This window comes from Streptomyces viridiviolaceus (assembly GCF_014650995.1).
In the GTDB taxonomy this organism is placed as follows: domain Bacteria; phylum Actinomycetota; class Actinomycetes; order Streptomycetales; family Streptomycetaceae; genus Streptomyces; species Streptomyces viridiviolaceus.
Window position 1 is genome coordinate 223,331 of the sequence record NZ_BMWA01000002.1, and the last position, 20,397, is coordinate 243,727.

18 protein-coding genes and 1 pseudogene are annotated in these 20,397 nt (G+C 73.2%); 13 read left to right on the forward strand and 6 right to left on the reverse strand.

Going from position 1 to position 20,397, the window contains the following annotated elements:
* Positions 1–28: 28 nt before the first annotated feature.
* The gene (locus IE260_RS03085) at positions 29–1,351 is read right to left on the reverse strand and encodes a cation:proton antiporter (protein WP_189868876.1); all 1,323 of its coding nucleotides are present in this window, start codon (positions 1,349–1,351) and stop codon (positions 29–31) included.
* 123 nt (positions 1,352–1,474) lie between these two features.
* Here IE260_RS03085 and IE260_RS03090 point away from each other — a divergent pair, with 123 nt between their 5' ends.
* The 7 genes from IE260_RS03090 (at position 1,475) to IE260_RS03120 (ending at position 9,823) form a co-directional block, all read left to right on the forward strand.
* Positions 1,475–2,626 (forward strand): hypothetical protein, encoded by a 1,152-nt coding sequence (locus IE260_RS03090; RefSeq protein ID WP_189868877.1) that lies wholly within the window; start codon positions 1,475–1,477, stop codon positions 2,624–2,626.
* Positions 2,623–3,759, forward strand: a complete 1,137-nt coding sequence (locus IE260_RS03095) for an effector-associated domain 2-containing protein (RefSeq protein WP_189868878.1) — start codon at positions 2,623–2,625, stop codon at positions 3,757–3,759. Before IE260_RS03090 ends, IE260_RS03095 begins: the two co-directional genes overlap by 4 nt.
* Positions 3,760–3,862: 103 nt before the next feature.
* Positions 3,863–4,069, forward strand: a complete 207-nt coding sequence (locus IE260_RS03100) for a hypothetical protein (protein WP_189869073.1) — start codon at positions 3,863–3,865, stop codon at positions 4,067–4,069.
* A 93-nt stretch (positions 4,070–4,162) separates the two neighbouring features.
* Positions 4,163–5,887, forward strand: coding sequence for an HEXXH motif domain-containing protein (locus tag IE260_RS03105; RefSeq protein ID WP_189868879.1), 1,725 nt, complete (start codon positions 4,163–4,165; stop codon positions 5,885–5,887).
* Between the two features lie 81 nt (positions 5,888–5,968).
* Entirely contained in the window at positions 5,969–7,192 is a 1,224-nt protein-coding gene (locus tag IE260_RS03110; RefSeq protein WP_189868880.1) for an arginine deiminase, read from the forward strand.
* Between the two features lie 77 nt (positions 7,193–7,269).
* Positions 7,270–8,277 carry an ornithine carbamoyltransferase gene (gene argF / locus IE260_RS03115; RefSeq protein WP_189868881.1) on the forward strand — a complete coding sequence of 336 codons (1,008 nt, stop codon included), beginning with the start codon at positions 7,270–7,272 and terminating at the stop codon, positions 8,275–8,277.
* A 106-nt stretch (positions 8,278–8,383) separates the two neighbouring features.
* Complete coding sequence (locus IE260_RS03120; RefSeq protein ID WP_189868882.1) at positions 8,384–9,823, forward strand: amino acid permease; 1,440 nt, start codon at positions 8,384–8,386, stop codon at positions 9,821–9,823.
* On the opposite strand, the gene IE260_RS03125 is transcribed toward IE260_RS03120, so the two are convergent.
* Positions 9,783–10,220 carry an ATP-binding protein gene (locus IE260_RS03125; protein ID WP_189868883.1) on the reverse strand — a complete coding sequence of 146 codons (438 nt, stop codon included), beginning with the start codon at positions 10,218–10,220 and terminating at the stop codon, positions 9,783–9,785. The genes IE260_RS03120 and IE260_RS03125 overlap by 41 nt on opposite strands.
* Positions 10,221–10,552: 332 nt before the next feature.
* Between IE260_RS03125 and IE260_RS03130 the strand changes: the two genes are divergently transcribed.
* Together IE260_RS03130 and IE260_RS03135 are read left to right on the forward strand one after the other, a co-directional pair.
* Positions 10,553–11,380, forward strand: a complete 828-nt coding sequence (locus IE260_RS03130) for an enoyl-CoA hydratase family protein (protein ID WP_189868884.1) — start codon at positions 10,553–10,555, stop codon at positions 11,378–11,380.
* Complete coding sequence (locus IE260_RS03135) at positions 11,365–13,728, forward strand: bifunctional salicylyl-CoA 5-hydroxylase/oxidoreductase (protein WP_189868885.1); 2,364 nt, start codon at positions 11,365–11,367, stop codon at positions 13,726–13,728. The genes IE260_RS03130 and IE260_RS03135 overlap by 16 nt, the downstream gene beginning before the upstream one ends.
* 7 nt (positions 13,729–13,735) lie before the next feature.
* Here IE260_RS03135 and IE260_RS03140 read toward each other — a convergent pair whose 3' ends face one another.
* The 3 genes from IE260_RS03140 to IE260_RS03150 form a co-directional block, all read right to left on the reverse strand.
* Entirely contained in the window at positions 13,736–14,632 is an 897-nt protein-coding gene (locus tag IE260_RS03140; protein WP_189868886.1) for a sulfotransferase family protein, read from the reverse strand.
* A gap of 93 nt (positions 14,633–14,725) precedes the next feature.
* Positions 14,726–15,556 (reverse strand): PaaX family transcriptional regulator, encoded by an 831-nt coding sequence (locus IE260_RS03145; protein ID WP_189868887.1) that lies wholly within the window; start codon positions 15,554–15,556, stop codon positions 14,726–14,728.
* Between the two features lie 15 nt (positions 15,557–15,571).
* Complete coding sequence (locus IE260_RS03150) at positions 15,572–17,248, reverse strand: AMP-binding protein (protein WP_189869052.1); 1,677 nt, start codon at positions 17,246–17,248, stop codon at positions 15,572–15,574.
* A 55-nt stretch (positions 17,249–17,303) separates the two neighbouring features.
* On the opposite strand from IE260_RS03150, the pseudogene IE260_RS03155 reads away from it, so the two are divergent.
* The 4 genes and pseudogenes from IE260_RS03155 to IE260_RS03170 all read left to right on the forward strand — a co-directional run.
* Positions 17,304–17,711: pseudogene (locus IE260_RS03155) on the forward strand (acyl-CoA dehydrogenase family protein); the annotation flags it as partial.
* Between the two features lie 87 nt (positions 17,712–17,798).
* Complete coding sequence (locus IE260_RS03160; RefSeq protein ID WP_373303308.1) at positions 17,799–18,923, forward strand: acyl-CoA dehydrogenase family protein; 1,125 nt, start codon at positions 17,799–17,801, stop codon at positions 18,921–18,923.
* Entirely contained in the window at positions 18,920–19,318 is a 399-nt protein-coding gene (locus IE260_RS03165) for a RidA family protein (RefSeq protein WP_189868888.1), read from the forward strand. Before IE260_RS03160 ends, IE260_RS03165 begins: the two co-directional genes overlap by 4 nt.
* Positions 19,319–19,345: 27 nt before the next feature.
* Positions 19,346–20,170: an alpha/beta fold hydrolase gene (locus tag IE260_RS03170; RefSeq protein ID WP_189868889.1), complete on the forward strand. Its 825-nt coding sequence runs from the start codon at positions 19,346–19,348 to the stop codon at positions 20,168–20,170.
* Here the strand turns inward: IE260_RS03170 and IE260_RS03175 are convergent, their stop codons facing one another.
* A complete protein-coding gene (locus IE260_RS03175; RefSeq protein WP_189868890.1) occupies positions 20,171–20,368 on the reverse strand; it encodes a DUF5999 family protein in 198 nt (65 codons plus the stop codon). It lies immediately after the preceding gene.
* Between the last annotated feature and the right edge of the window lie 29 nt (positions 20,369–20,397).

Genomic DNA, 20,397 nt, shown 5'->3' on the forward strand with positions numbered 1-20,397 from the left:
CCGGTGTCGCGGAGCGGCACCGGCACCGTCAGCCCACGTCCGCCGCGGAGGCCGTCGCCGTGCCGTCCCGGGGATGCCGGGGCGCGGGAGTGCCGGGGGACGGCGGTGCGGTCCGGTCCCGGGCGGCCAGTCGGCGGGTCAGGAGCAGGAGCGGCTGGGTGAGCAGCGTCGTGGCGAGGGCCATGAACACCAGGACGGTGTAGAGCGGGCCGCTCAGCAGACCGGCCTGGAAACCCGCGTTGAGCGCGATCAGCTCGGTGAGGCCGCGGGCGCTGAGCAGCACGCCCACGGTCCGTGCGTCGTGCCGGCCGAGACCGCCGAGCCGGGCCGCGAGCGTTCCGCTGACCGTCTTCGTCGTCACCGCCAGCACCGTCACCACCAGCAGCACGGTCCAGCCCGTGCCGTCCATGCCGTTCAGGGCCACGGACTGCCCCGAGACCACGAAGAAGAACGGAAGCAGCAGTGAGCCGACGTCGTGCAACGGCCGAAGCAGATCGGGGTCGAGCGTGCCGCCCTCCTCGCGCGGGACCATCACCCCGGCCAGCAGTGCCCCGAAGATCACGTGCAGCCCGAGGGAGTGTGTGACCCAGGCCGAACCCAGGGCGAAGCCGATGAGCAGCGCCACCCGCAGTGAAGGGTCCAGGCGCGTCCGCCACAGTAGCCGGCGAAGCACCGGCCGGGCGGCGAGCGACATGACGGTGACGAAGCAGACGGCGATCGCCACTCGCCAGGGCCAGTCGAGCGCCGCCTCGGCACCGCCGCCCTCCAAAAGCGCCGCGGCCAGCACCGTCCAGCAGACCGCGTCCAGCACCCCGGCGGCCGAGACCGCCACCACGCCCGGCACCGTGCGGGACAGTCCGTTCTCCCGCACGATGGCCGTCAGTACGGGCACCGCCGTTATCGACAGGGCGACACCTGCGAACAGCACCATGGCGGGGGAGAGGTCCCGCGGCATGCCCAGGTCGTGCAACGGGCCCCGGAACAGCAGCGCACAGCCGCAGCCCACGGCCATCGGTACGACGAACGAGGCCAGCGCCACCGTGACCGAGGTGCGCGCCCGGTCGCCGAGGACCTTCAGGTCCAGCTCGTAGCCCACCGTGAACAGGAACACCACCAGGGCGAACTGAGCGAACCCCGTGAGCGCCGGAGCGATCTGCGTGGGGAAGAGCGACGCGTACGCGTCCGGAGCCACGCTGCCGAGCAGGGAGGGGCCGAGCGCGATGCCGGCGGACAACTGGCCGACGATGTAGGGCTGTTTCAGCCGCCGGGCCAGCCAGCCGCCCGCATGGGCCACCACCAGGATCAGAGCCGAGGCACCTACGAAGTGCGTGATCAACGAGTCAGCACTCAAGGGGGTCTCCCCACAGTCCGTTCGTCATCCTCCGCCGGCTGCCGCCAACCTCCCTAGAATGAGGGCGGCTTGACGTCGCATCGAAGGTCGCAAGCGGGCCTTGACCAGGGGCACGGGGGGCACATGACGGCAGTCGTCTTCATCCACGGGACCGGAGTGCGCGAACCGGGCTTCTCTGCGCTCGCGGGGCGCGTCGCGGCCGGTCTCACGGCCCTGCGCGACGGATTGCGCGTCGTGCCGTACTACTGGGGCGGCGCGCACGGCGCCACATTCGCCGCGGCCGGCGCGAGCCTGCCGCCGGCTCCGGGCCGCAGCCGCGGGCCGGACGTCGACGACGGCACGGCCGTCTGGGCCGCGCTCTACGCCGACCCGTACGCCGAACTCACCCTTGCCGCCGCCGGCGCCAAGCCCGCGGTCGAGCTCCCGCCCGGCTCGGTCCCACCCGACCGGACCCTGCGGACGCGGCTGACCGCGCTCGCCGCAGAGGGGGACGCGCCCGCGGCCGAGCTGGGCCCCGGCCTGGCCCGCGCCGTCACCGACCTGGCCGCCCACCCGCTGCTCGGCGCCGCGGCCGCCGCCCTCGGCCCGGACGACCTCGCCGCCGTCGCCGCCCGCTGCCTGACCGCCCGGGTCGTCGCCGGGGCCCTCGACTCCGATGCCCCCCTCGTGCCGGTCGGCGGTGTCCGGGACGCCGTCGCCGACCGGCTCGCCCAGACCCTCGGCGCACCCGCCCGGGGCACGGAACGCGGCCTGCGCTCCCTGATGCTGCGGGTCGCGGGCTCGGCCGCCTCCCGTGCCGTCGTACGCCGCCGCCGCGCCCTCACCGAGGCCGCCCACCCGGCCGCCGGGGACGTCCTGCGGTACCTCAGCCGCGGCGAGGCGGTCCGCGCCGGGCTGCGCGGTCTGATCTCGGGGTTGGAGCCACCCGTGGCGATCGTCGCGCACAGCCTCGGCGGCATTATCGCGCTGGACACCCTGGTCCTCACGCCGCTGCCACAGGTCCGGCTCCTGGTCACCGCCGGTTCCCAGGGCCCGTTCCTGTACGAGTCGGGTTCCCTGCCCTCCCTCGAACATCCCGCGCCGCTGCCCCCGCACGTGCCCGACTGGCTCAACCTGTACGACCCCCGTGACCTGCTCGGCCACGTCGGCGCCGGCCTCTTCCCGGGCCGTGTCACAGACGTCGCCGTCGACAGCCGCCAGCCCTTCCCCGCCGCGCACAGCGCCTACTGGACCAACCCGGCGGTGTACCGGCACATCGTGGACCGCTTGCCGTGACCGGCCCCGTGGACCAGGACCCGGCGACCGTGCACGCCCTCGTCGTCGGCATCGAGACCTACGACGCCGGTCCCGGTTGGGACCTGCCCGGACCCGCCAGGGATGCCGTCCGCTTCCATCGCCTGCTGCGGGGCGCGGGCGTACCGGAGGCCCAGCTGCACCTGCATCTCGCCCCGCTGCCTCCGTACGTCCCCGAAGTTCCGTACGCGGCGGCCGACCACGCCACGCTGCGCCGGGTCCTCGTCCGGGAGCTCCCCGCCGTGCGGGGCGACGTGCTGTGGGTGTGGTGGGGCGGACACGGCGTCCTCGACCGGTCCGGGCGGCTACGGCTGTTCTGCGCGGACGCCACCACGGAGGACAAACTGGGCATCGACCTGGAATCCGCGCTCGAACGGTACGCCGGGGACGCTCTGCCCGGCTTCGCGGAGCAGCTGTGGATCGTGGACGCCTGCGAGACCTTCGAGGAGGACCTCGGCTTCCGGGAGCCCCTGCCGCCCGACGCCCTGCCGGTCGGACGGCGCAACCTCGCCCACCGGCAGACCCTGCTGCGCGCCGCCGGCCGGGGCCGGGCCGCGGTCAACGACCCGGTGCGCGCCACCGGGCTGTTCTCCGACGTCCTGCTCGGTCTGCTGGCCGACCGGGCGGCCCGGCTGCCGGCGCCGCCCGAGGCGGAGGACCTGTTCCCGGCCGTGCGCGGGCAGGTGGCTGCCCTCAGGGACGCGGGGCGTACTCTGCAGCAGCCGGAGATCCGGCTGCAGAGCCCGGAGCACACCGAGACGCTCGCCGCGGCGGGGCCGGGCGGAGGGCAACGCCCGGTGTCCGCGTTGCAGCGCGCCGTCGACGCACTCCTCGCCTATCCGTTGATGGCCGACCCGGCGGAGCGGCAGACGGTGATCGCCTCGATGGACCCTGGAGTCACCGCGATGCTGCCCCGTCACACCAAGGCCCGCACGGACGTCGCCGGGATCCTCACCGGGCTCGCCCGGCGCCGTCCGCAGGCGCTGTGGGAGCTGTTCGACGCGGTGGTGGCCGTCGACGACGACCCGGAGCGCGGGCGTGAACTGGACCAGGCGCTGCGGTATTTGACCCAGTCCGCTCGGCAGGCGAAGGACCCGGGGCGTCATGTGCGATGATCGGGCAGTTGCCGGGCCCGTCACGACCAGGCCCCGCTGCGTCGTATGCCGCCGAGGACGAAGGGGGAGCGTCTTGCCCCGGCCGCTGAGACATTCACCTGCTGTGCGGGCGACTGCCCGCGACGAAGCTTCCGGAGCCGGGGAAGCGGCCTGGGAGTCGGACCTGTCGGATCTCGCGGCCCTGCCCCTGGCCGCCGTCGACCGTCTCGCGCCGCTCGGGCCCGGCACCCGCCTCCTCGACGAGGTCCTGCGCGCGCGCAGCAGCATGCGCGGCGGAGGAGAGGGCGGCGGCGGTGCTCGGGCCGAGTAGCGGCACATCCGTCTCGCCGACCCGGTTCTGACGAAGCCCGGTGCGTCCGTCGGCTGAGGGTACGTCCGCACCCGCGATCGGAGGTCTCTCGCCATGACGAGCGAGGAGCACCACGCTCCCTTCCGGATGCCCGACCGGCTCTTCGACGAGCTGGGCACCGGAGGCGGCTCCAAGGAGGCCGTCTTCTTCCTGGAACGCGCGGAGAGGTCCCGTCGGCTGCTGCTCCTGCGCACCCTGCTGGACCGGCTGGACTCCCTGCCCACCCCCCTGAGCCCGGCCGCCGAGGCGTGGAGTGTCCTCAAGGCGGCGGCGGAGCGGGCACCCGAGGCGGTCGACCGGCTGCTGCTCGCCCCGGCGACCGGCGGCTGGATCGCCCATGTGCTGCGCCGGCTGCACGGCACCGCCACGGGTCCGCCGCTGTGGGCGGAGGCCGGCCGCCTGAGCGCGCTGGCGGTCGCGGCCTCTCTGCACGCCGGGACGCGGGCAGAGCTCCTCGTCCCCCTCCTCGACGGCGCTGTCCACTTCCCCGGTCTGGGGACGGCGCGGCTCGGGGACGTGCAGCCCGGAGCGACGGTCGGGAGGGCCGAAGCGGACCAGGGGCGACTGTCCCTGTCGTGGCCGGTACCGGACGCCGTGGGCACCCCGGGCAGACGGGCGGTCTTCGACTGCCGGCCCGGCTCCGCCACCGCCGGTGACGAGCCCGCGGCGGGCGACGGCAAGGCGTGCTGGACCCCGCTGCGCACCCTCACGCACGGCGGTCCCCCGGGGCTCGCGGCGATCCCCCTGGACGACCTCGACCCCTACCGCGACCTCGACGAGCCCGCGCCCCCGGCCCGGCTCGACGCCGACGAGGCCGCCGCGTGGCAGGACCTGTTCGGCGCCGCCGTCGGCATCCTGTCAGGGGCGGGGGACGACGCGGGACCGGGACGGCTCGATCCCGCGGTCATCCGTTCCGTCGTCCCGTGGGGGCGGACCACCCTCGCACCGCCGCCTCCGCCGGACGTACGGGTCTCGGCGTCGAGCGGCGACTCCTACGGAGCAATGCTGATCACCCGACCGGGTTCCGCGCTCGCCCTCGCCGAGACGCTCGTCCACGAGTTCCAGCACAGCAAGCTGGCCGCGCTCCTCCATCTGTTCCGGCTCGTCGACGACGACCGGGAGGAGCGCTTCTATGCTCCCTGGCGCGCCGACCCCCGCCACCTCACCGGCTTGTTGCACGGCGCCTACGCGTTCACCGGAGTGGCCGGTTTCTGGCGGGACCGCCTGGCCGAACCGGCCCACGCCGACATCGCGGCCTACCACTTCGCGCTGCGCCGGCTGCAGAGCCGGCTGGTCGTGCGCACCCTGCTGGCCAGCGCCCGGCTCACCGCGGCAGGGCACCGGCTCGTGACGGGCCTCGCCCGGACCCTGGACGACTGGCTGCGCGAACCCGTCGACCGGGCCGCCCTCGCCCGAGCCCGCACAGCCGCCGCCCTGCACCGCACCGAGTGGAGGCTGCGCAATGTCGCGGCGCCGGCCGACCCGCGGGCGCCGGAGCGCGCCGCGCTCCGCTTCCGCGCGGACCGCCGCTTCTGGCCCGACACCCGTACCCACGCCTTCGCGACCCGCCCGGTCGATCCACGAACCCCCGACGATCACCTCGCCGCCGGCGACCCGGCCACCGCGCTCGACGGCTACGAGCGGGCCCTGGCCCGCGATCCCGCCGACGCCCGCGCCCGGTCGGGCTGGATCGTCGCCCGTGCCGCGCTGAACCCGGGCCCGTCCACCCGCCGCCTGCTGGCCCGCCCGGAACTGTTCCAGCCGCAGCGCGGCGGCTGACCCACGCCCGGAACCACTTCGGCGCACACGCATCCGCGCAAGCAGGGGGTGAACCCCCACCCGGATGGTCAGGATGGAGGCATGGGATTCCATGTCGACTCCGAGGCCGGGCGGCTCACCCGCGTCATCCTGCACCGGCCGGATCTCGAGCTCAAAAGGCTCACCCCCAGCAACAAGGACGCCCTTCTCTTCGACGACGTGCTGTGGGTGCGCCGGGCGCGCGCCGAGCACGACGGGTTCGCCGACGTGCTGCGCGACCGCGGGGTCGCCGTGCACCTCTTCGGCGACCTGCTCACCGAGACCCTGGACCTCCCGGCGGCCAGACGGCTCGTCCTGGACCGGGTCTTCGACGAGAAGGAGTACGGAGTGCTGGCCACGGACCACCTCCGGGCCGCCTTCGAGACCCTGCCCGCCCGCGAACTCGCCGAGGCCCTGGTCGGCGGCATGACCAAGCGGGAGTTCCTGGAGGCGCACCCCGAGCCCACCTCGGTGCGGTTCCACGCCATGGAGCTGGACGACTTCCTGCTCGGTCCGCTGCCCAACCACCTCTTCACCCGCGACACCTCCGCCTGGATCTACGACGGGGTCTCCATCAACGCCATGCGGTGGCCCGCCCGGCAGCGGGAGACCGTCCACTTCGAGGCCATCTACCGGCACCATCCGCTGTTCCGTGACGAGACGTTCCACCTCTGGTCCGAAGGGCAGGCCGACTACCCCTCCACCATCGAGGGCGGGGACGTGCTGGTCATCGGCAACGGTGCGGTCCTCATCGGCATGAGCGAGCGGACCACGCCCCAGGCCGTCGAGATGCTCGCGCACAAGCTGTTCGCCGCGGGCTCCGCCCGCACGATCGTGGCCCTCGACATGCCCAAGCGACGGGCGTTCATGCACCTCGACACCGTGATGACGATGATCGACGGCGACACCTTCACCCAGTACGCCGGGCTCGGCATGCTCCGCTCGTACACCATCGAACCGGGCGTGGCCGAGAAGGAGCTGAAGGTCACCGACCACCCGCCCGAGCACATGCACCGAGCGATCGCCGCCGCCCTCGGGCTCAGTGAGATCCGCGTCCTGACCGCCACCCAGGACGTCCACGCGGCCGAGCGCGAACAGTGGGACGACGGCTGCAACGTGCTGGCCGTCGAGCCGGGCGTCGTCGTGGCCTACGAGCGCAACTCCACCACCAACACCCACCTGCGCAAACAGGGCATCGAGGTGATCGAGATCCCGGGCAGCGAGCTGGGCCGGGGCCGGGGCGGGCCGCGCTGCATGAGCTGCCCGGTGGAGCGAGGGGCCGTATAGGGATTCAGTTTCCGTATAAGAATTCAAAGTTTCGTATACTGTTCCAGAGACCCGTCCCCGTATCCCTGGAGCGCCCCATGGCGACAGTCCCGACCGCCCTCGCCGGCCGCCACTTCCTCAAGGAGCTCGACTTCACCGCGGAGGAGTTCCGCGGCCTGGTCGAGCTGGCCGCGGAGCTGAAGGCCGCCAAGAAGGCCGGGGCCGAGACACGGTACCTGCAGGGGAAGAACATCGCGCTGATCTTCGAGAAGACGTCGACGCGCACGCGCTGCGCGTTCGAGGTCGCCGCCGCCGACCAGGGTGCCTCGACGACGTACCTCGACCCGGCCGGCTCGCAGATCGGCCACAAGGAGTCCGTGAAGGACACCGCGCGCGTGCTCGGGCGCATGTTCGACGGGATCGAGTACCGGGGCGACAGCCAGCAGAAGGTCGAGGAGCTGGCGGCCTTCGCCGGCGTGCCCGTCTACAACGGCCTGACCGACGACTGGCACCCCACCCAGATGCTCGCCGACGTGCTGACGATGACCGAGCACAGCACCGAGCCCCTGGGCGGGATCGCCTTCGCCTACCTCGGCGACGCCCGCTTCAACATGGGCAACTCCTACCTGGTCACCGGCGCCCTGCTCGGCATGGACGTACGCATCGTCGCGCCGAAGTCCTACTGGCCCGCCCAGGAGGTCGTCGACCGGGCGAAGGAGCTCGCCGAGTCGAGCGGGGCGCGCATCACGCTCACCGAGGCCGTGGACGAGGGCGTGCGCGGCGCCGACTTCGTCGTCACCGACGTCTGGGTCTCCATGGGCGAGCCCAAGGAGGTCTGGGACGAGCGGATCACCGCCCTCGCCCCGTACGCGGTGACCATGGACGTCCTGCGGGCCACCGGCAACCCGGACGTGAAGTTCCTGCACTGTCTGCCCGCCTTCCACGACCTGGGCACGGGGGTGGGCCGGCAGATCTTCGAAAGCCACGGTCTGACGTCCCTGGAGGTCACGGACGAGGTCTTCGAGTCCGCGCACTCCGTGGTCTTCGACGAGGCGGAGAACCGCCTGCACACCATCAAGGCTGTGCTCGTCGCCACACTCGCCTGACCAGGACCGTTATCCTGACCGGCGGCCCCGGAGCCACCCCTTCCGGTGCCGTCGGCCGCGACCACCGTCGCGCCCCCCGCACCACCAGAAACGAGCACCACCCGCAATGCCCGCTTCCCGCATCAAGTCCCCCCACGTCCTCGTCGCCGAATCCGGCGCGGACCGCGAAGGCCACGGCCTGAAGCGCACGATGGGGCTGTTCCACCTCGTCTGCTTCGGCGTCGGCGCCATCGTCGGCACCGGCATCTTCGTCGGCCTGTCCGACTCGGTCGCCGAGGCCGGCCCGGCCGTCGTCGTCTCGTTCATCCTGGCCGCCATCACCTGCGTCTTCACCGCGTTCGCCTTCGCCGAGCTGGGCGGCGCGATCCCGGTCTCCGGATCGTCGTACTCCTTCGCCTACGCCGGACTCGGCGAGACCACCGCCTTCCTGGTCGGCTGGTGCCTCCTGCTGGAGTACGGCGTGTCGGTGTCCGCGGTCGCGGTCGGCTGGAGCCAGTACGTCAACGAACTGCTGGACGGCGTCCTCGGCATCCAGCTGCCGCACGCGCTCTCCGCGGGGCCCGGCGACGGAGGAGCGGTCAACCTGCCCGCGGTCGTCGTCATCGCCCTGGCCTCCGTCCTGCTGATCCGCGGAGTGCGGGAGAGCGCCCGCGCCACGGCCGCGATGGCCGTCCTCAAGCTGGCCGTCCTCGTCGCCTTCATCGCCATCGGCTTCACCGCCTTCCAGGACGGCAACCTCACCCCGTTCTCACCGGCCGGCCTCGGCGGTATCGGCGCCGGCACCACGGCCGCCTTCTTCTCGTACATCGGCTTCGACGCGATCACCACGGCCGGCGAGGAGGCCAAGAACCCGCGCCGCGACATCCCCGTCGCCATCCTGGTGTGCATCGGCCTGGTCACCCTGCTGTACTGCGCGGTCGCTCTCGCCGCGATCGGTGCCATCGGCGGCGACGCGGTCGGCGACCGGCCCGCCGCGCTGTCCTACGTCGTCAACGAGGTCACCGGCTCCACGGCCGGCGGTGCCGTCGTCGCCTTCGGCGCGGTCGTCGCGATCGCCTCGGTGGTGCTCGCCGTGATGTACGGCCAGACCCGGATCCTGCTGTCCATGTCCCGCGACGGACTGGTGCCGCGCGTGTTCGAGAAGGTCTCGCCGCGCACGGCCACGCCCGTCGCCGGCACGCTGATCGTGGGCGTGGTCTTCGCGCTGCCGGCGGCCTTCGCCCCGCTGGACGCGGTGGTCAACCTCTGCACCATCGGCACGCTCGCCACCATGGCCGCCGTCAACGTCGCGGTGATCGCGCTGCGCCGCCGGGAGCCGGGCCTTGCCCGTACCTTCAGGGTGCCGCTGTACCCGGTGACGCCTCTGCTGGGCGTCGGGTTCTGCCTCTACCTGATGTACGAGACGGGCCGGGCGACCTGGCTCCAGTTCGCGGTGTTCCTCGCGGTGGGGCTGCTGGTGTACGCCGTCTACGGGCGCCGGAACTCCCGGCTCGCCCGGGCGCGGGTCACGTCGGACGCCGCTGAGCGGGTACCACAGGCAGTCTGAACCAGACCGCCTTGCCGGAGCCGGTGGGGCGGTGCCCGCAGGACGAGCTCAGGGCGCGGATCAGCAGCAGACCGCGCCCGCCCTCCTGCCAGACGTCCGGCTCGGCGAGGGTCGGGCGGGTGAGGTCGCCGGGCGGTGCCGGGTCCGGGTCGTGCACCTCGACCTGGCAGCCGGTCGGCAGCAGCTCCACCACCAGCTCTATCGGGTCGTCCCCGGCGGTGTGCTCCACGGCGTTGGCGACCAGTTCCGCCGTGAGCAGCTCCGCGGTGTCGCAGTCTGCCGTGTGCTCCAGCTCGGCCAGCGCCGTACGGACCAGGGCGCGGGCCACCGGCACGGCCGCGGCGGTGTGCGGCAGTGCGATGCGCCAGGAACCGGGGGCTTGTGAGCGATCGTGCACGGCTTGTCCGTTCGTGGAGCAGGGCTGTCCTGTCCTGCTTTCAACCTTATGAATGGTACGGCGCGGCCCGGCAGAGCCCTTCGACGGGCACCGCGCGGGACCTTCGACCCCACCGGGGAGCGGCCTACCCGGGTGAACGGCACGTCTCGCACGGATGCTCCCGCTGTTACCGCCTTATTGACGTCCAGTGACGGATGTCACGGAAGTCGATCGTCCGGTCACCTGTCCCCCGGGCGGACTATCGCGGACTCGTGACGACAGTCACGGATCGGTGATAACTTCGAAGGCGTAGCGCTCAGTGAGGCCGCGCCCGCCCTAGGAGGCCGCCCGTCATGAGTCCCTTCACCGGCTCCGCCACACGCACCCCCGACTGGCGGCACCTGCGCGTCGACCTCGCCGACGGCGTCGCCACCGTCACCCTCGCCCGCCCCGACCGGCTCAACGCGCTCACCTTCGGCGCCTACGCCGACCTGCGCGACCTGCTCGCCGAACTGTCCCGGGAGCGGGCCGTACGGGCCCTCGTGCTGGCCGGCGAGGGGCGCGGCTTCTGCTCCGGCGGCGACGTCGACGAGATCATCGGCGCGACCCTGTCCATGGACACCGCTCAGCTGCTGGACTTCAACCGGATGACCGGCCAGGTCGTCCGTGCCGTGCGGGAGTGCCCGTTCCCGGTGATCGCCGCCGTCCACGGCGTCGCGGCGGGTGCCGGGGCGGTCCTCGCCCTGGCCGCCGACTTCCGCGTCGCCGACCCCAGCGCCCGCTTCGCCTTCCTGTTCACCCGCGTCGGCCTGTCCGGCGGCGACATGGGTGCCGCCTACCTGCTGCCCCGGATCGTCGGCCTCGGCCACGCCACCCGGCTGCTGATGCTCGGGGAACCCGTGCGCGCCCTGGAGGCCGAGCGGATCGGGCTGATCAGCGAGCTGACCGACGAGGGCCACACCGACGCGGCCGCCCAGGCGCTCGCCCGCCGCCTGGCCGACGGCCCGGCGCTGGCGCTCGCCCAGACCAAGGCCCTCCTGACGGCGGAGCTGGACATGCCACTGGCGGCAGCGGTGGAGCTGGACGCCTCCACCCAGGCCCTGCTGATGAACGGCGAGGACTACGCGGAGTTCCACGCGGCGTTCAAGGAGAAGCGCCCTCCCAAATGGAACGGACGGTGAGGATGCCGACCCAAGGGGCGCGGGGAACTGCGCGATCGGCCACGACGGGCCCGCAGGCGCACGACGGGACCAGCCACCCCCTACGCGTGGCGATCGTCGGCGGAGGCCCCGGCGGCCTCTACACCGCAGCCCTCCTCAAACGCCTCGCCCCCGACCGGCAGGTCACCGTCTGGGAACGCAACGCCCCCGACGACACCTTCGGCTTCGGAGTGGTCCTCTCCGACGAAACCCTCGGCGGCATCGAACACGCCGACCCGGTCGTCCACGAAGCCCTCCAGAAGCACTTCGTCCGCTGGGACGACATCGACATCGTCCACCGCAACACCCGCCACACCTCCGGAGGACACGGCTTCGCCGCCCTCGGCCGCCGCCGGCTCCTGGCGATCCTGCACGAGCGCTGCCGCTCCCTCGGCGTCGACCTGCGCTTCCGCGCCGCCGCCCCGGACCCGGCCCGGCTCGCGGAGACGTACGACCTCGTCGTCGCCGCCGACGGAGTGCACAGCACCACCCGTGAGGCCTACGCCGACGTGTTCCGGCCGCACATCACCGGCCACCGCTGCCGGTACATCTGGCTGGCCGCCGACTTCGCCTTCGACGCCTTCCGCTTCGAGATCGCCGAGACCGAGCCCGGCGTGATGCAACTGCACGGCTATCCCTATGCGGCCGACGCCTCCACGGTGATCGTCGAGATGCGCGAGGAGGTCTGGCGGGCCGCCGGATTCGACGAGGCGGACGAGCGGGAGTCGGTCGAGCGCTGCGCCAAGATCTTCGCCGACGCCCTCGGCGGCCGGCCGCTGCGCTCCAACAAGTCCGCGTGGACCACCTTCCGCACGGTGGTCAACGAGCGCTGGTCGCACGGCAACGTCGTCCTGCTCGGCGACGCCGCCCACACCGCGCACTTCTCCATCGGCTCCGGCACCAAGCTCGCCGTCGAGGACGCGCTCGCGCTCGCCGCCTGCCTGGACGAGCAGCCCACGCTCGAGGAGGCGCTCACCGCCTACGAGGAGGAGCGGCGCCCCGTCGTCGCCTCCACCCAGCGCGCGGCCCGCGCCAGCCTCGAGTGGTTCGAGGACCTGCCCCGGTACCTCGACCGGCCGCCCCGGCAGTTCGCCTTCAACCTGCTCACCCGCAGCCGCCGCGTCACCCACGACAACCTGCGGCTGCGCGACGCCCGGTTCACCGAGTCCGTCGAGCGCGAGTTCGGCTGCCCGCCCGGCACACCCCCCATGTTCACCCCGTTCCGGCTGCGCGGCCTGACCCTGCGCAACCGGGTCGTCGTCTCCCCGATGGACATGTACTCGGCCGCCGACGGCGTCCCCGGCGACTTCCACCTCGTCCACCTGGGGGCCAGGGCCCTCGGCGGTGCCGGGCTGGTGATGACCGAGATGGTGTGCGTCAGCGAGGAGGGCCGCATCACCCCCGGCTGCGCCGGCCTGTACACCGGCCGGCAGGCGGAGGCGTGGCGCCGGATCACCGGCTTCGTGCACGAGCGGTCACCCGGCACCGCGATCGGTGTGCAGCTCGGCCACAGCGGGCGCAAGGGCTCGACCCGGCTGATGTGGGAGGGCATGGACGAACCCCTGCCGGACGGCAACTGGCCGCTGGTGGCGGCCTCCCCGCTGCCGTACAAGCCGGACAGCCAGACCCCGCGGCAGCTGACGAGGGCCCAGCTCACCGACATCCGCGAACAGTTCGCGGCCGCCGCCTGGCGGGCCGCGCGGGCCGGCTTCGACCTGCTCGAACTGCACTGCGCCCACGGCTATCTGCTGTCCGGCTTCCTCTCCCCGCTCACCAACCACCGCACCGACGCCTACGGCGGCTCACTGGCGAAACGGCTCCGCTTCCCGCTGGAGGTCTTCGACGCCGTACGAGCCGTGTGGCCGGAGGAGCGGCCGATGACGGTACGCATCTCCGCCACCGACTGGGCCGAGGGCGGGACGAGCGCGGAGGACGCCGTGGAGATCGCCCGCGCCTTCGCCGCGCACGGCGCCGACGCGATCGACGTGTCCACGGGGCAGGTGGTCGCCGACGAGCGGCCGGAGTTCGGGCGGTCGTACCAGACGCCGTTCGCGGACCGCATCCGGCACGAGGCGGGCGTCCCGGTGATCGCCGTCGGCGCGATCTCCTCCTGGGACGACGTCAACTCGCTGATCCTGGCCGGGCGCGCCGACCTGTGCGCCCTGGCCCGCCCGCACCTGTACGACCCGCACTGGACGCTGCATGCGGCGGCCGAGCAGGGCTACGACGGTCCGGGCGCCGTCTGGCCCGCTCCCTACCGGGCGGGCAGCCGGCGCCCGCGCACCGGACGCTCCGAGGCGCCCAAACCCCGCTTGTCACTGGGTAAGTGACGTTTGTTCAGGTCGTGTAGCCCCAGGCCCGGCACATCGGGCGCAGGGACTCGGGGACCTCGTCGTCCTCGGCCAGCGCGCGGCCGGGCTGCACTGTGCCGGTGCGTATGTTGTCGCGCCAGTCGCCCAGCCCTCTGACCAGGTCGGCCCCGCTCTTCTTGCCGTAGTTGAGCATGGCGGGTTCGTAGTCGACACCGAGGTACGCGCACAGGCGGCGCATCTGCCGCTCGGGATCGGCGGTGATGTCCTCGTAGCGCACGGTGCACGCGTCGGTGGCGGCCGCGCGGACCTGCTCGACGGCCGTCATGTAGCGCAGCACCTCGGTGACGGCCTTGTCGTAGGGCCGCTTGACGGGGTCGCTCTCGTGCCAGGAACGGGCGATCGACTCCGGGTGGCGCAGCAGCAGGACGAACCGCGCGTCCGGCCAGCAGTCCCGGATCCGCCGGTACATGAAGGCGTTGGCCGGCGTCTTCTCGACGATGAAGTCCTTGCCGGACTTGACCAGTTCGCGGTGCATGACGCGGTCCCACAGCAGATGCTCCAGGTCGCCGCGCCCCAGCCCCAGCGCGCCCATGGCCCGCTCCGAGTGCCAGTTGTTGCAGGTGACGTCCATCCGGCCGAGGTGCAGCTCGTGCAGGGTGTGCAGCCGCGAGTGGGCGCCCAGCATCATGCGCAGCAGGGTCGAGCCGGACCGGATGGACGAGATGATGAAGACCGGCCGCCGCAGCAGCCGGTCGGTCGGCAGGTCCTCGGCCGACGGACATCGGTACGTGGCCGCGCTCCGCTCCGCGGGTTTCGCGGCGGCCACCGCCTGCGGCTTCGCCGCGGCCGGCTGCGGAGCCCGCCGCACCTGGAGGCCGGTGGTGGCGGTGAGGGCCCGGTTCAAGCTACGCATGAGACTCATGAGTCACGACGCTAGGCAGCGAACCTGAGAAGACGGTCGGAGGATGCTGAGGGTTCCCTTATCGCGCGGAAAGGTGACGCGGGGCACAGGGCCTCACTGTTCCGCCACCCCCGCGTAGACCGCCCCCGCGTCGCGCAGCCGCTCGTGCAGGGCCCGGAAGACGGCCGCCGAACGCACGCCCGGCCAGTCCTCGGGCAGCAGCCGGGCGGGCAGTCCGGGGTCGGTGTAGGGCAGGTGGCGCCAGGAGTCCAGGGCGAGGAGGTAGTCGCGGTAGGCCGCGTCCGGCGGGGTGTCTTCCCGGCGCTCCCAGTCGCGCAGCACGCGCGCGTGCCGTTCGAGGAACGCCTCGTGCTCCTTGGCGATCGCGGCCAGGTCCCACCAGCGTGCCACCGCCTCCGCGGTCGGCGAGAAGCCCAGGTGCTCACCGCGGAAGAAGTCCACGTACGCCTCCAGGCCCAGCCGGCCCAGCGTGTGCCGGGTCTCCTCGTACAGCCGGGCCGGGGCGATCCACACACCGGGGGCGGCGGTGCCGAAGCCGAGCCCGGCCAGGCGGGAGCGCAGCACGTGCCGCTTCTGCCGCTCCGACTCCGGCACCGAGAACACGGCCAGCACCCACCCCTCGTCCTCGTACGGCGCCCGCGCGTAGATGCGCCGGTCGCCGTCGTCGAGCAACTGCCGTGCCTCGTCGGACAGCTCGTATCCCGCCGCGCCCTGCGCCGTACGGGCGGGCACCAGCAGCCCGCGCCGTTTCAGCCGGGACACCGACGAGCGCACGGAGGGCGCGTCCACGCCGACGGCCGCCAGCAGCCGGATCAGCTCGGCGACGGGCAGCGGTCCCGGCACGAAGCGGCCGTACGCGCCGTAGAGGGTGACGATGAGGGACCTCGGGGCGTGCTGCACATGCTGGTCGGACACGTTGATCATCTTAGGTCGTCGGCATCACGCCTGGTCGCCTCGGGCGTCACCGGCGCTCAGCAGCCGGAACCGCTGGAGCTTGCCGGTCGCCGTGCGCGGCAGCGCGTCCCGGAAGAAGATCTCGCGGGGGCACTTGTACGGCGCCAGCTCGGAGACGAGATACGCGCGCAGGGCCTCGGCGTCCCGCTCGGCGCCCTCCTTCAGCACGGCGTAGGCCACCACGACCTGCCCGCGGGCCTCGTCCGGCCGGCCCACCACCGCCGCCTCGACGACGTCCGGATGCCGCAGCAGCGCGTCCTCCACCTCCGGCCCGGCGATGTTGTACCCGGCGGAGATGATCATGTCGTCGGCGCGGGCCACGTACCGGAAGTAGCCATCGGGCTCACGGACGTAGGTGTCCCCGGTGATGTTCCAGCCGCCGCGCACGTACTCCCGCTGCCGTGGGTCGGCGAGGTACCGGCAGCCGACCGGTCCGCGCACGGCCAGCAGTCCGGGCTCCCCGTCGGGCACGGGCTCGCCGTCCACGTCCTGCACGCGCGCGTGCCACCCCGGCACCGGAACGCCCGTCGTGCCGGGCCTGATGTCGTCGTCGGCCGCGGAGACGAAGATGTGCAGCAGCTCCGTCGCCCCGATGCCGTTGATGATCCGCAGGCCCGTGCGCTCGTGCCACGCCCGCCAGGTGGACGCGGGCAGGTTCTCGCCCGCCGAGACGCAGCGCCGCAGACAGGTCAGGTCGTACCCGTCCAGGTCGTCGAGCATCGCCCGGTAGGCCGTCGGTGCTGTGAACAGCACCGACACCCGGTGCTCGGCGACCGCGGGCAACAGCTGCCTGGGACCGGCCTGTTCGAGCAGCAGGGCGCTCGCCCCGGCCCGCATCGGGAAGACGACCAGCCCGCCGAGCCCGAAGGTGAAGCCGAGCGGTGGACTGCCCGCGAACAGGTCGTCCGCGTGGGGCCGCAGCACATGCTGCGAGAAGGTGTCGGCTATGGCCAGCACATCGCGGTGGAAGTGCATGCACCCCTTGGGACGCCCGGTGGTGCCCGAGGTGAAGGCGATCAGCGCCACGTCGTCGGCCGCGGTCTCCACGGCCGGATACGGAGTGCCGGGCGCCGTGCGGCGCAGCAGGTCGTCGGGCGCGTCGCCGCCGTACGTCGTGATCCGCAGCCCGGGGACCTCCGCCTTGGCCAGGTCGTCGACGGCCCGGACGTCGCACAGGGCGTGCCGCACGTGCGCGATCTCGCACATCTGGCTCAGCTCGTGCGGCCGCTGCTGGGCCAGCACGGTGACCGCCACCGCGCCCGCCTTCAGCACCGCCAGCCAGCAGGCCGCCAGCCACGGCGTGGTGGGGCCGCGCAGCAGCACCCGGTTGCCGGGGACGACACCGAGGTCGCCGGTGAGGAGGTGGGCGATCCGGTCGACGCGGGCGCGCAGTTGCCCGTACGTCCAGGTGTCGCCGGACGCGGTACGGAAGACGGGGCGGTCGTCGGGCGGGCCGGTGAGCAGTTCGGCCGCGCAGTTCAGCCGCGCCGGGTAGCGCAGCTCCGGCAGGTCGAAGCGGAGTTCGGGCCACTGGTCGGCGGGCGGCAGGTGCTCGCGCGCGAAGGTGTCGACATGGGCCGAGCGGTGCGGATCCGCCATGGCGGTTCGCCCCCTTTGCCGTGGTGGGCTCGCGCAACGAGCGTATCGTGTTGGTGACGACAGTCAACGGGGCGCGATACCCTCGCCAGTGGCCCAGCGGGGAGGGAAGGGACCGGCGATGACCGCATTCTCGCTCGAACCGGCACAGCTCACCTGGTGCGAGGAACTGCGCGCCCTCGCCGCCGAGCGGCTGCGCCCCCTGGCCGAGACGGGCGAACCGGGCCGCGTCAACCGTCCCCTCGTCGCCGAACTCGGCGCCCTCGGCCTGCTGCCCCGGCTCTTCACCTCCGGAGCGCTCGACCTGTGTCTCATGCGCGAGTCCCTCGCCTACGCCTGCACGGAGGCCGAGACCGCCCTCGCCCTCCAGGGCCTGGGTGCCCACCCGGTGCACGCCCACGGCACCGAGGTCCAGCGCGCCCGCTGGCTGCCGCGTGTCGGCGACGGCAGCGCCGTGGCGGCCTTCGCGCTCAGCGAGCCGGGCGCCGGCTCCGACGCGGCGGCGCTCACGCTGCGGGCGGACCCGGACGACCGGACGGACGCGGCGGCGCCGGCGGCACGGGACGGCTCGACGGGGGTCGGCCCGGCACGGGGCAGCGACCCCGGAGGACCCCACCTGCCCGCCCCCGGCGAGCCGGCGGACACCGGGCAAGGCGGCTCGCCCACCGGCCGGCCGGGCTCGCTTCCGGATGTGGTGGCGTCAGGTGGGTCCGTGGGTTCGTGGGCGGGTGGTTCGGGCGGTGGGGAGCGTGGCGGGCGTGTCGAAGGGCCGGGCTCGCGTCCGGATGTGGTGGCGTCAGGTGGGTCCGTGGGTTCGTGGGCGGGTGGTTCGGGCGGTGGGGAGCGTGGCGGGCGTGTCGAAGGGCCGGGCTCGCGTCCGGATGTGGTGGCGTCAGGTGGGTCCTTGGGTCCGTGGGCCGGTGGACCGGGCAGTGGGGAGTCTGCCGGGGCCTGGGCGTCGGACGCCTCGTCGGAGCAGTCGACGGCCCTCGCCGCCGACCCCGACGGCCGGTCCGGCTGGCGGCTCACCGGGGAGAAGTGCTGGATCTCCAACGCCCCCGAGGCCGACTTCTACACCGTCTTCGCCCGCACCACCCCCGGCGCCGGAGCACGTGGCATCACGGCCTTCCTGGTGCCCGCCGACCGCCCCGGCCTCACCGGCACGGCCCTCGACATGCTCTCGCCGCACCCGATCGGGACCCTCGGCTTCGACGCCGTGCCCGTCACCGCCGACGACGTGCTCGGTGAGAGGGACCGCGGCTTCCGCGTCGCCATGGACACCCTCAACCTGTTCCGTCCCAGCGTCGGCGCCTTCGCGGTCGGCATGGCGCAGGCGGCCCTGGACGCGACCCTGGCGCACACCAGCGCGCGCGACGCCTTCGGCGGAAAGCTCCGCGACCTCCAGGCCGTCTCCCACCAGGTCGCCGAGATGGCCCTGCGCACCGAGGCGGCCCGCCTGATGGTGTACGCGGCGGCGACGGCGTACGACACGGGCGCCGGGGACGTCCCGCAGCGCGCCGCCATGGCGAAACTGCTCGCCACCGAGACCGCCCAGTACGTCGTCGACCGGGCCGTCCAGCTGCACGGCGCCCGCGCCCTGCGCCGCGGCCACCTCCTCGAACACCTCTACCGCGAGGTGCGCGCCCCCCGCGTCTACGAGGGCGCGAGCGAGGTGCAACGCGGCATCATCGCCAAGGAGCTGTACCGGAAGCAGGACTTGGACAAGGAGGCCGGGGCATGAGCGCCGAACGGGTGAACCCGCCCGAACTCTCCCCGCCCACCGGCTTCTCCCACGCCGTCGTCGCCACCGGCACCCGCGTCGTGTTCCTGGCCGGCCAGACCGCCCTCGACACCGACGGCAAGGTCACCGGCGACACCCTCCCCGAACAGTTCGCGAAGGCCCTCACCAACCTTCTGACCGCCCTGTCCGCCGCCGGCGGCACCCCCGCCGACCTCGCCCGCGTCACCGTCTACGCCACGGACGTCGCCGCCTACCGCGCCCACGCCGCCGAACTGGGCCGCCTGTGGCGCGAACTGGCGGGACGCGACTACCCGGCCATGGCGGTCGTGGAGGTCGTACGCCTCTGGGACGAGCGGGCGCTGGTGGAACTGGACGGTTTCGCCGTACTGCCGTAATCCCCTGCCCGGCCCTAGCATTCGGTCATGCCGGACATCGAGCTGAGCACGGGCACCATCGAGTACGAGGACACCGGAGGCGACGGCCCGGTCGTGGTCCTGCTCCACGGTCTCGTCCACGACGCCACCGTCTGGCGCAAGGTCGTCGCCGGCCTGCGCACCGACCACCGTGTGATCGCGCCGACCCTGCCCTACGGCTCCCACCGCCGGCCCATGACCCGGCCGCCCACGCCGGACCTCGTCAACGAACTGATCGCGGAGTTCCTGGACCGTCTCGACCTCAGGGACGTCACCCTGGTCGAGAGCGACTGCGGGCGCGCGCAGACGGTGGGGGCCCGCCATCCCGAGCGCCTGGCGCGGCTGGTGCTGATCTCGTGCGAAGCCTTCGACAACTATCCGCCGGGACTGCCGGGCAAGCTGATCGGCGTGGCGTGCAAGGTGCCCGGCGGGGTGTCCGTGCTGGTCCGTACCCTCGGCCTGAAGCCGCTGCGCCGACTGCCCGTCGGCATCGGCGCGCTCACCAAGCACCCCGTGCCGGACGCGGTCGTCGACGGCTGGCTCCGCCCGCTGCGCACGGACCCGGCGATCCGGCGCGACTTCCGGCACTACGGCACCCATGTCCGCAGGGCGGAACTCCTCGAAGCGGCCGAAGGGTTGCGGACCTTCGACCGGCCCGCGCTCGTCGTCTGGGCGACCGAGGACCTGATGATGCCCCGCGCCCACGGCCGCCGTCTGGCCGAACTCCTCCCGCAGGGAAGGCTGGTGGAGATCGAGGACGCCCGGACGCTGATCGCCGAGGACCAGCCCGAACGACTCGCCCGCGAACTGCGGGAGTTCATCGCCGCGACGTGATCAGGCGGCCATGGCCAGCCGCCCGGAGGACACCCGGTGCGGCGCGACGACACGGCCGTCGGGCAGCAGCTCGCCGGTGTCGTCGAAGACGATGGTGCCGTCGCACAGCAGGCTCCAGCCCTGCTCCGGGTGCGCGGCGACGACGTGCGCGGCGGGGGAGGAGCCGGTCGCGGGGCAGGAAGGCCGGTGGGAACACATGGCGCACCTCCACATCGGAAGACCGTCCC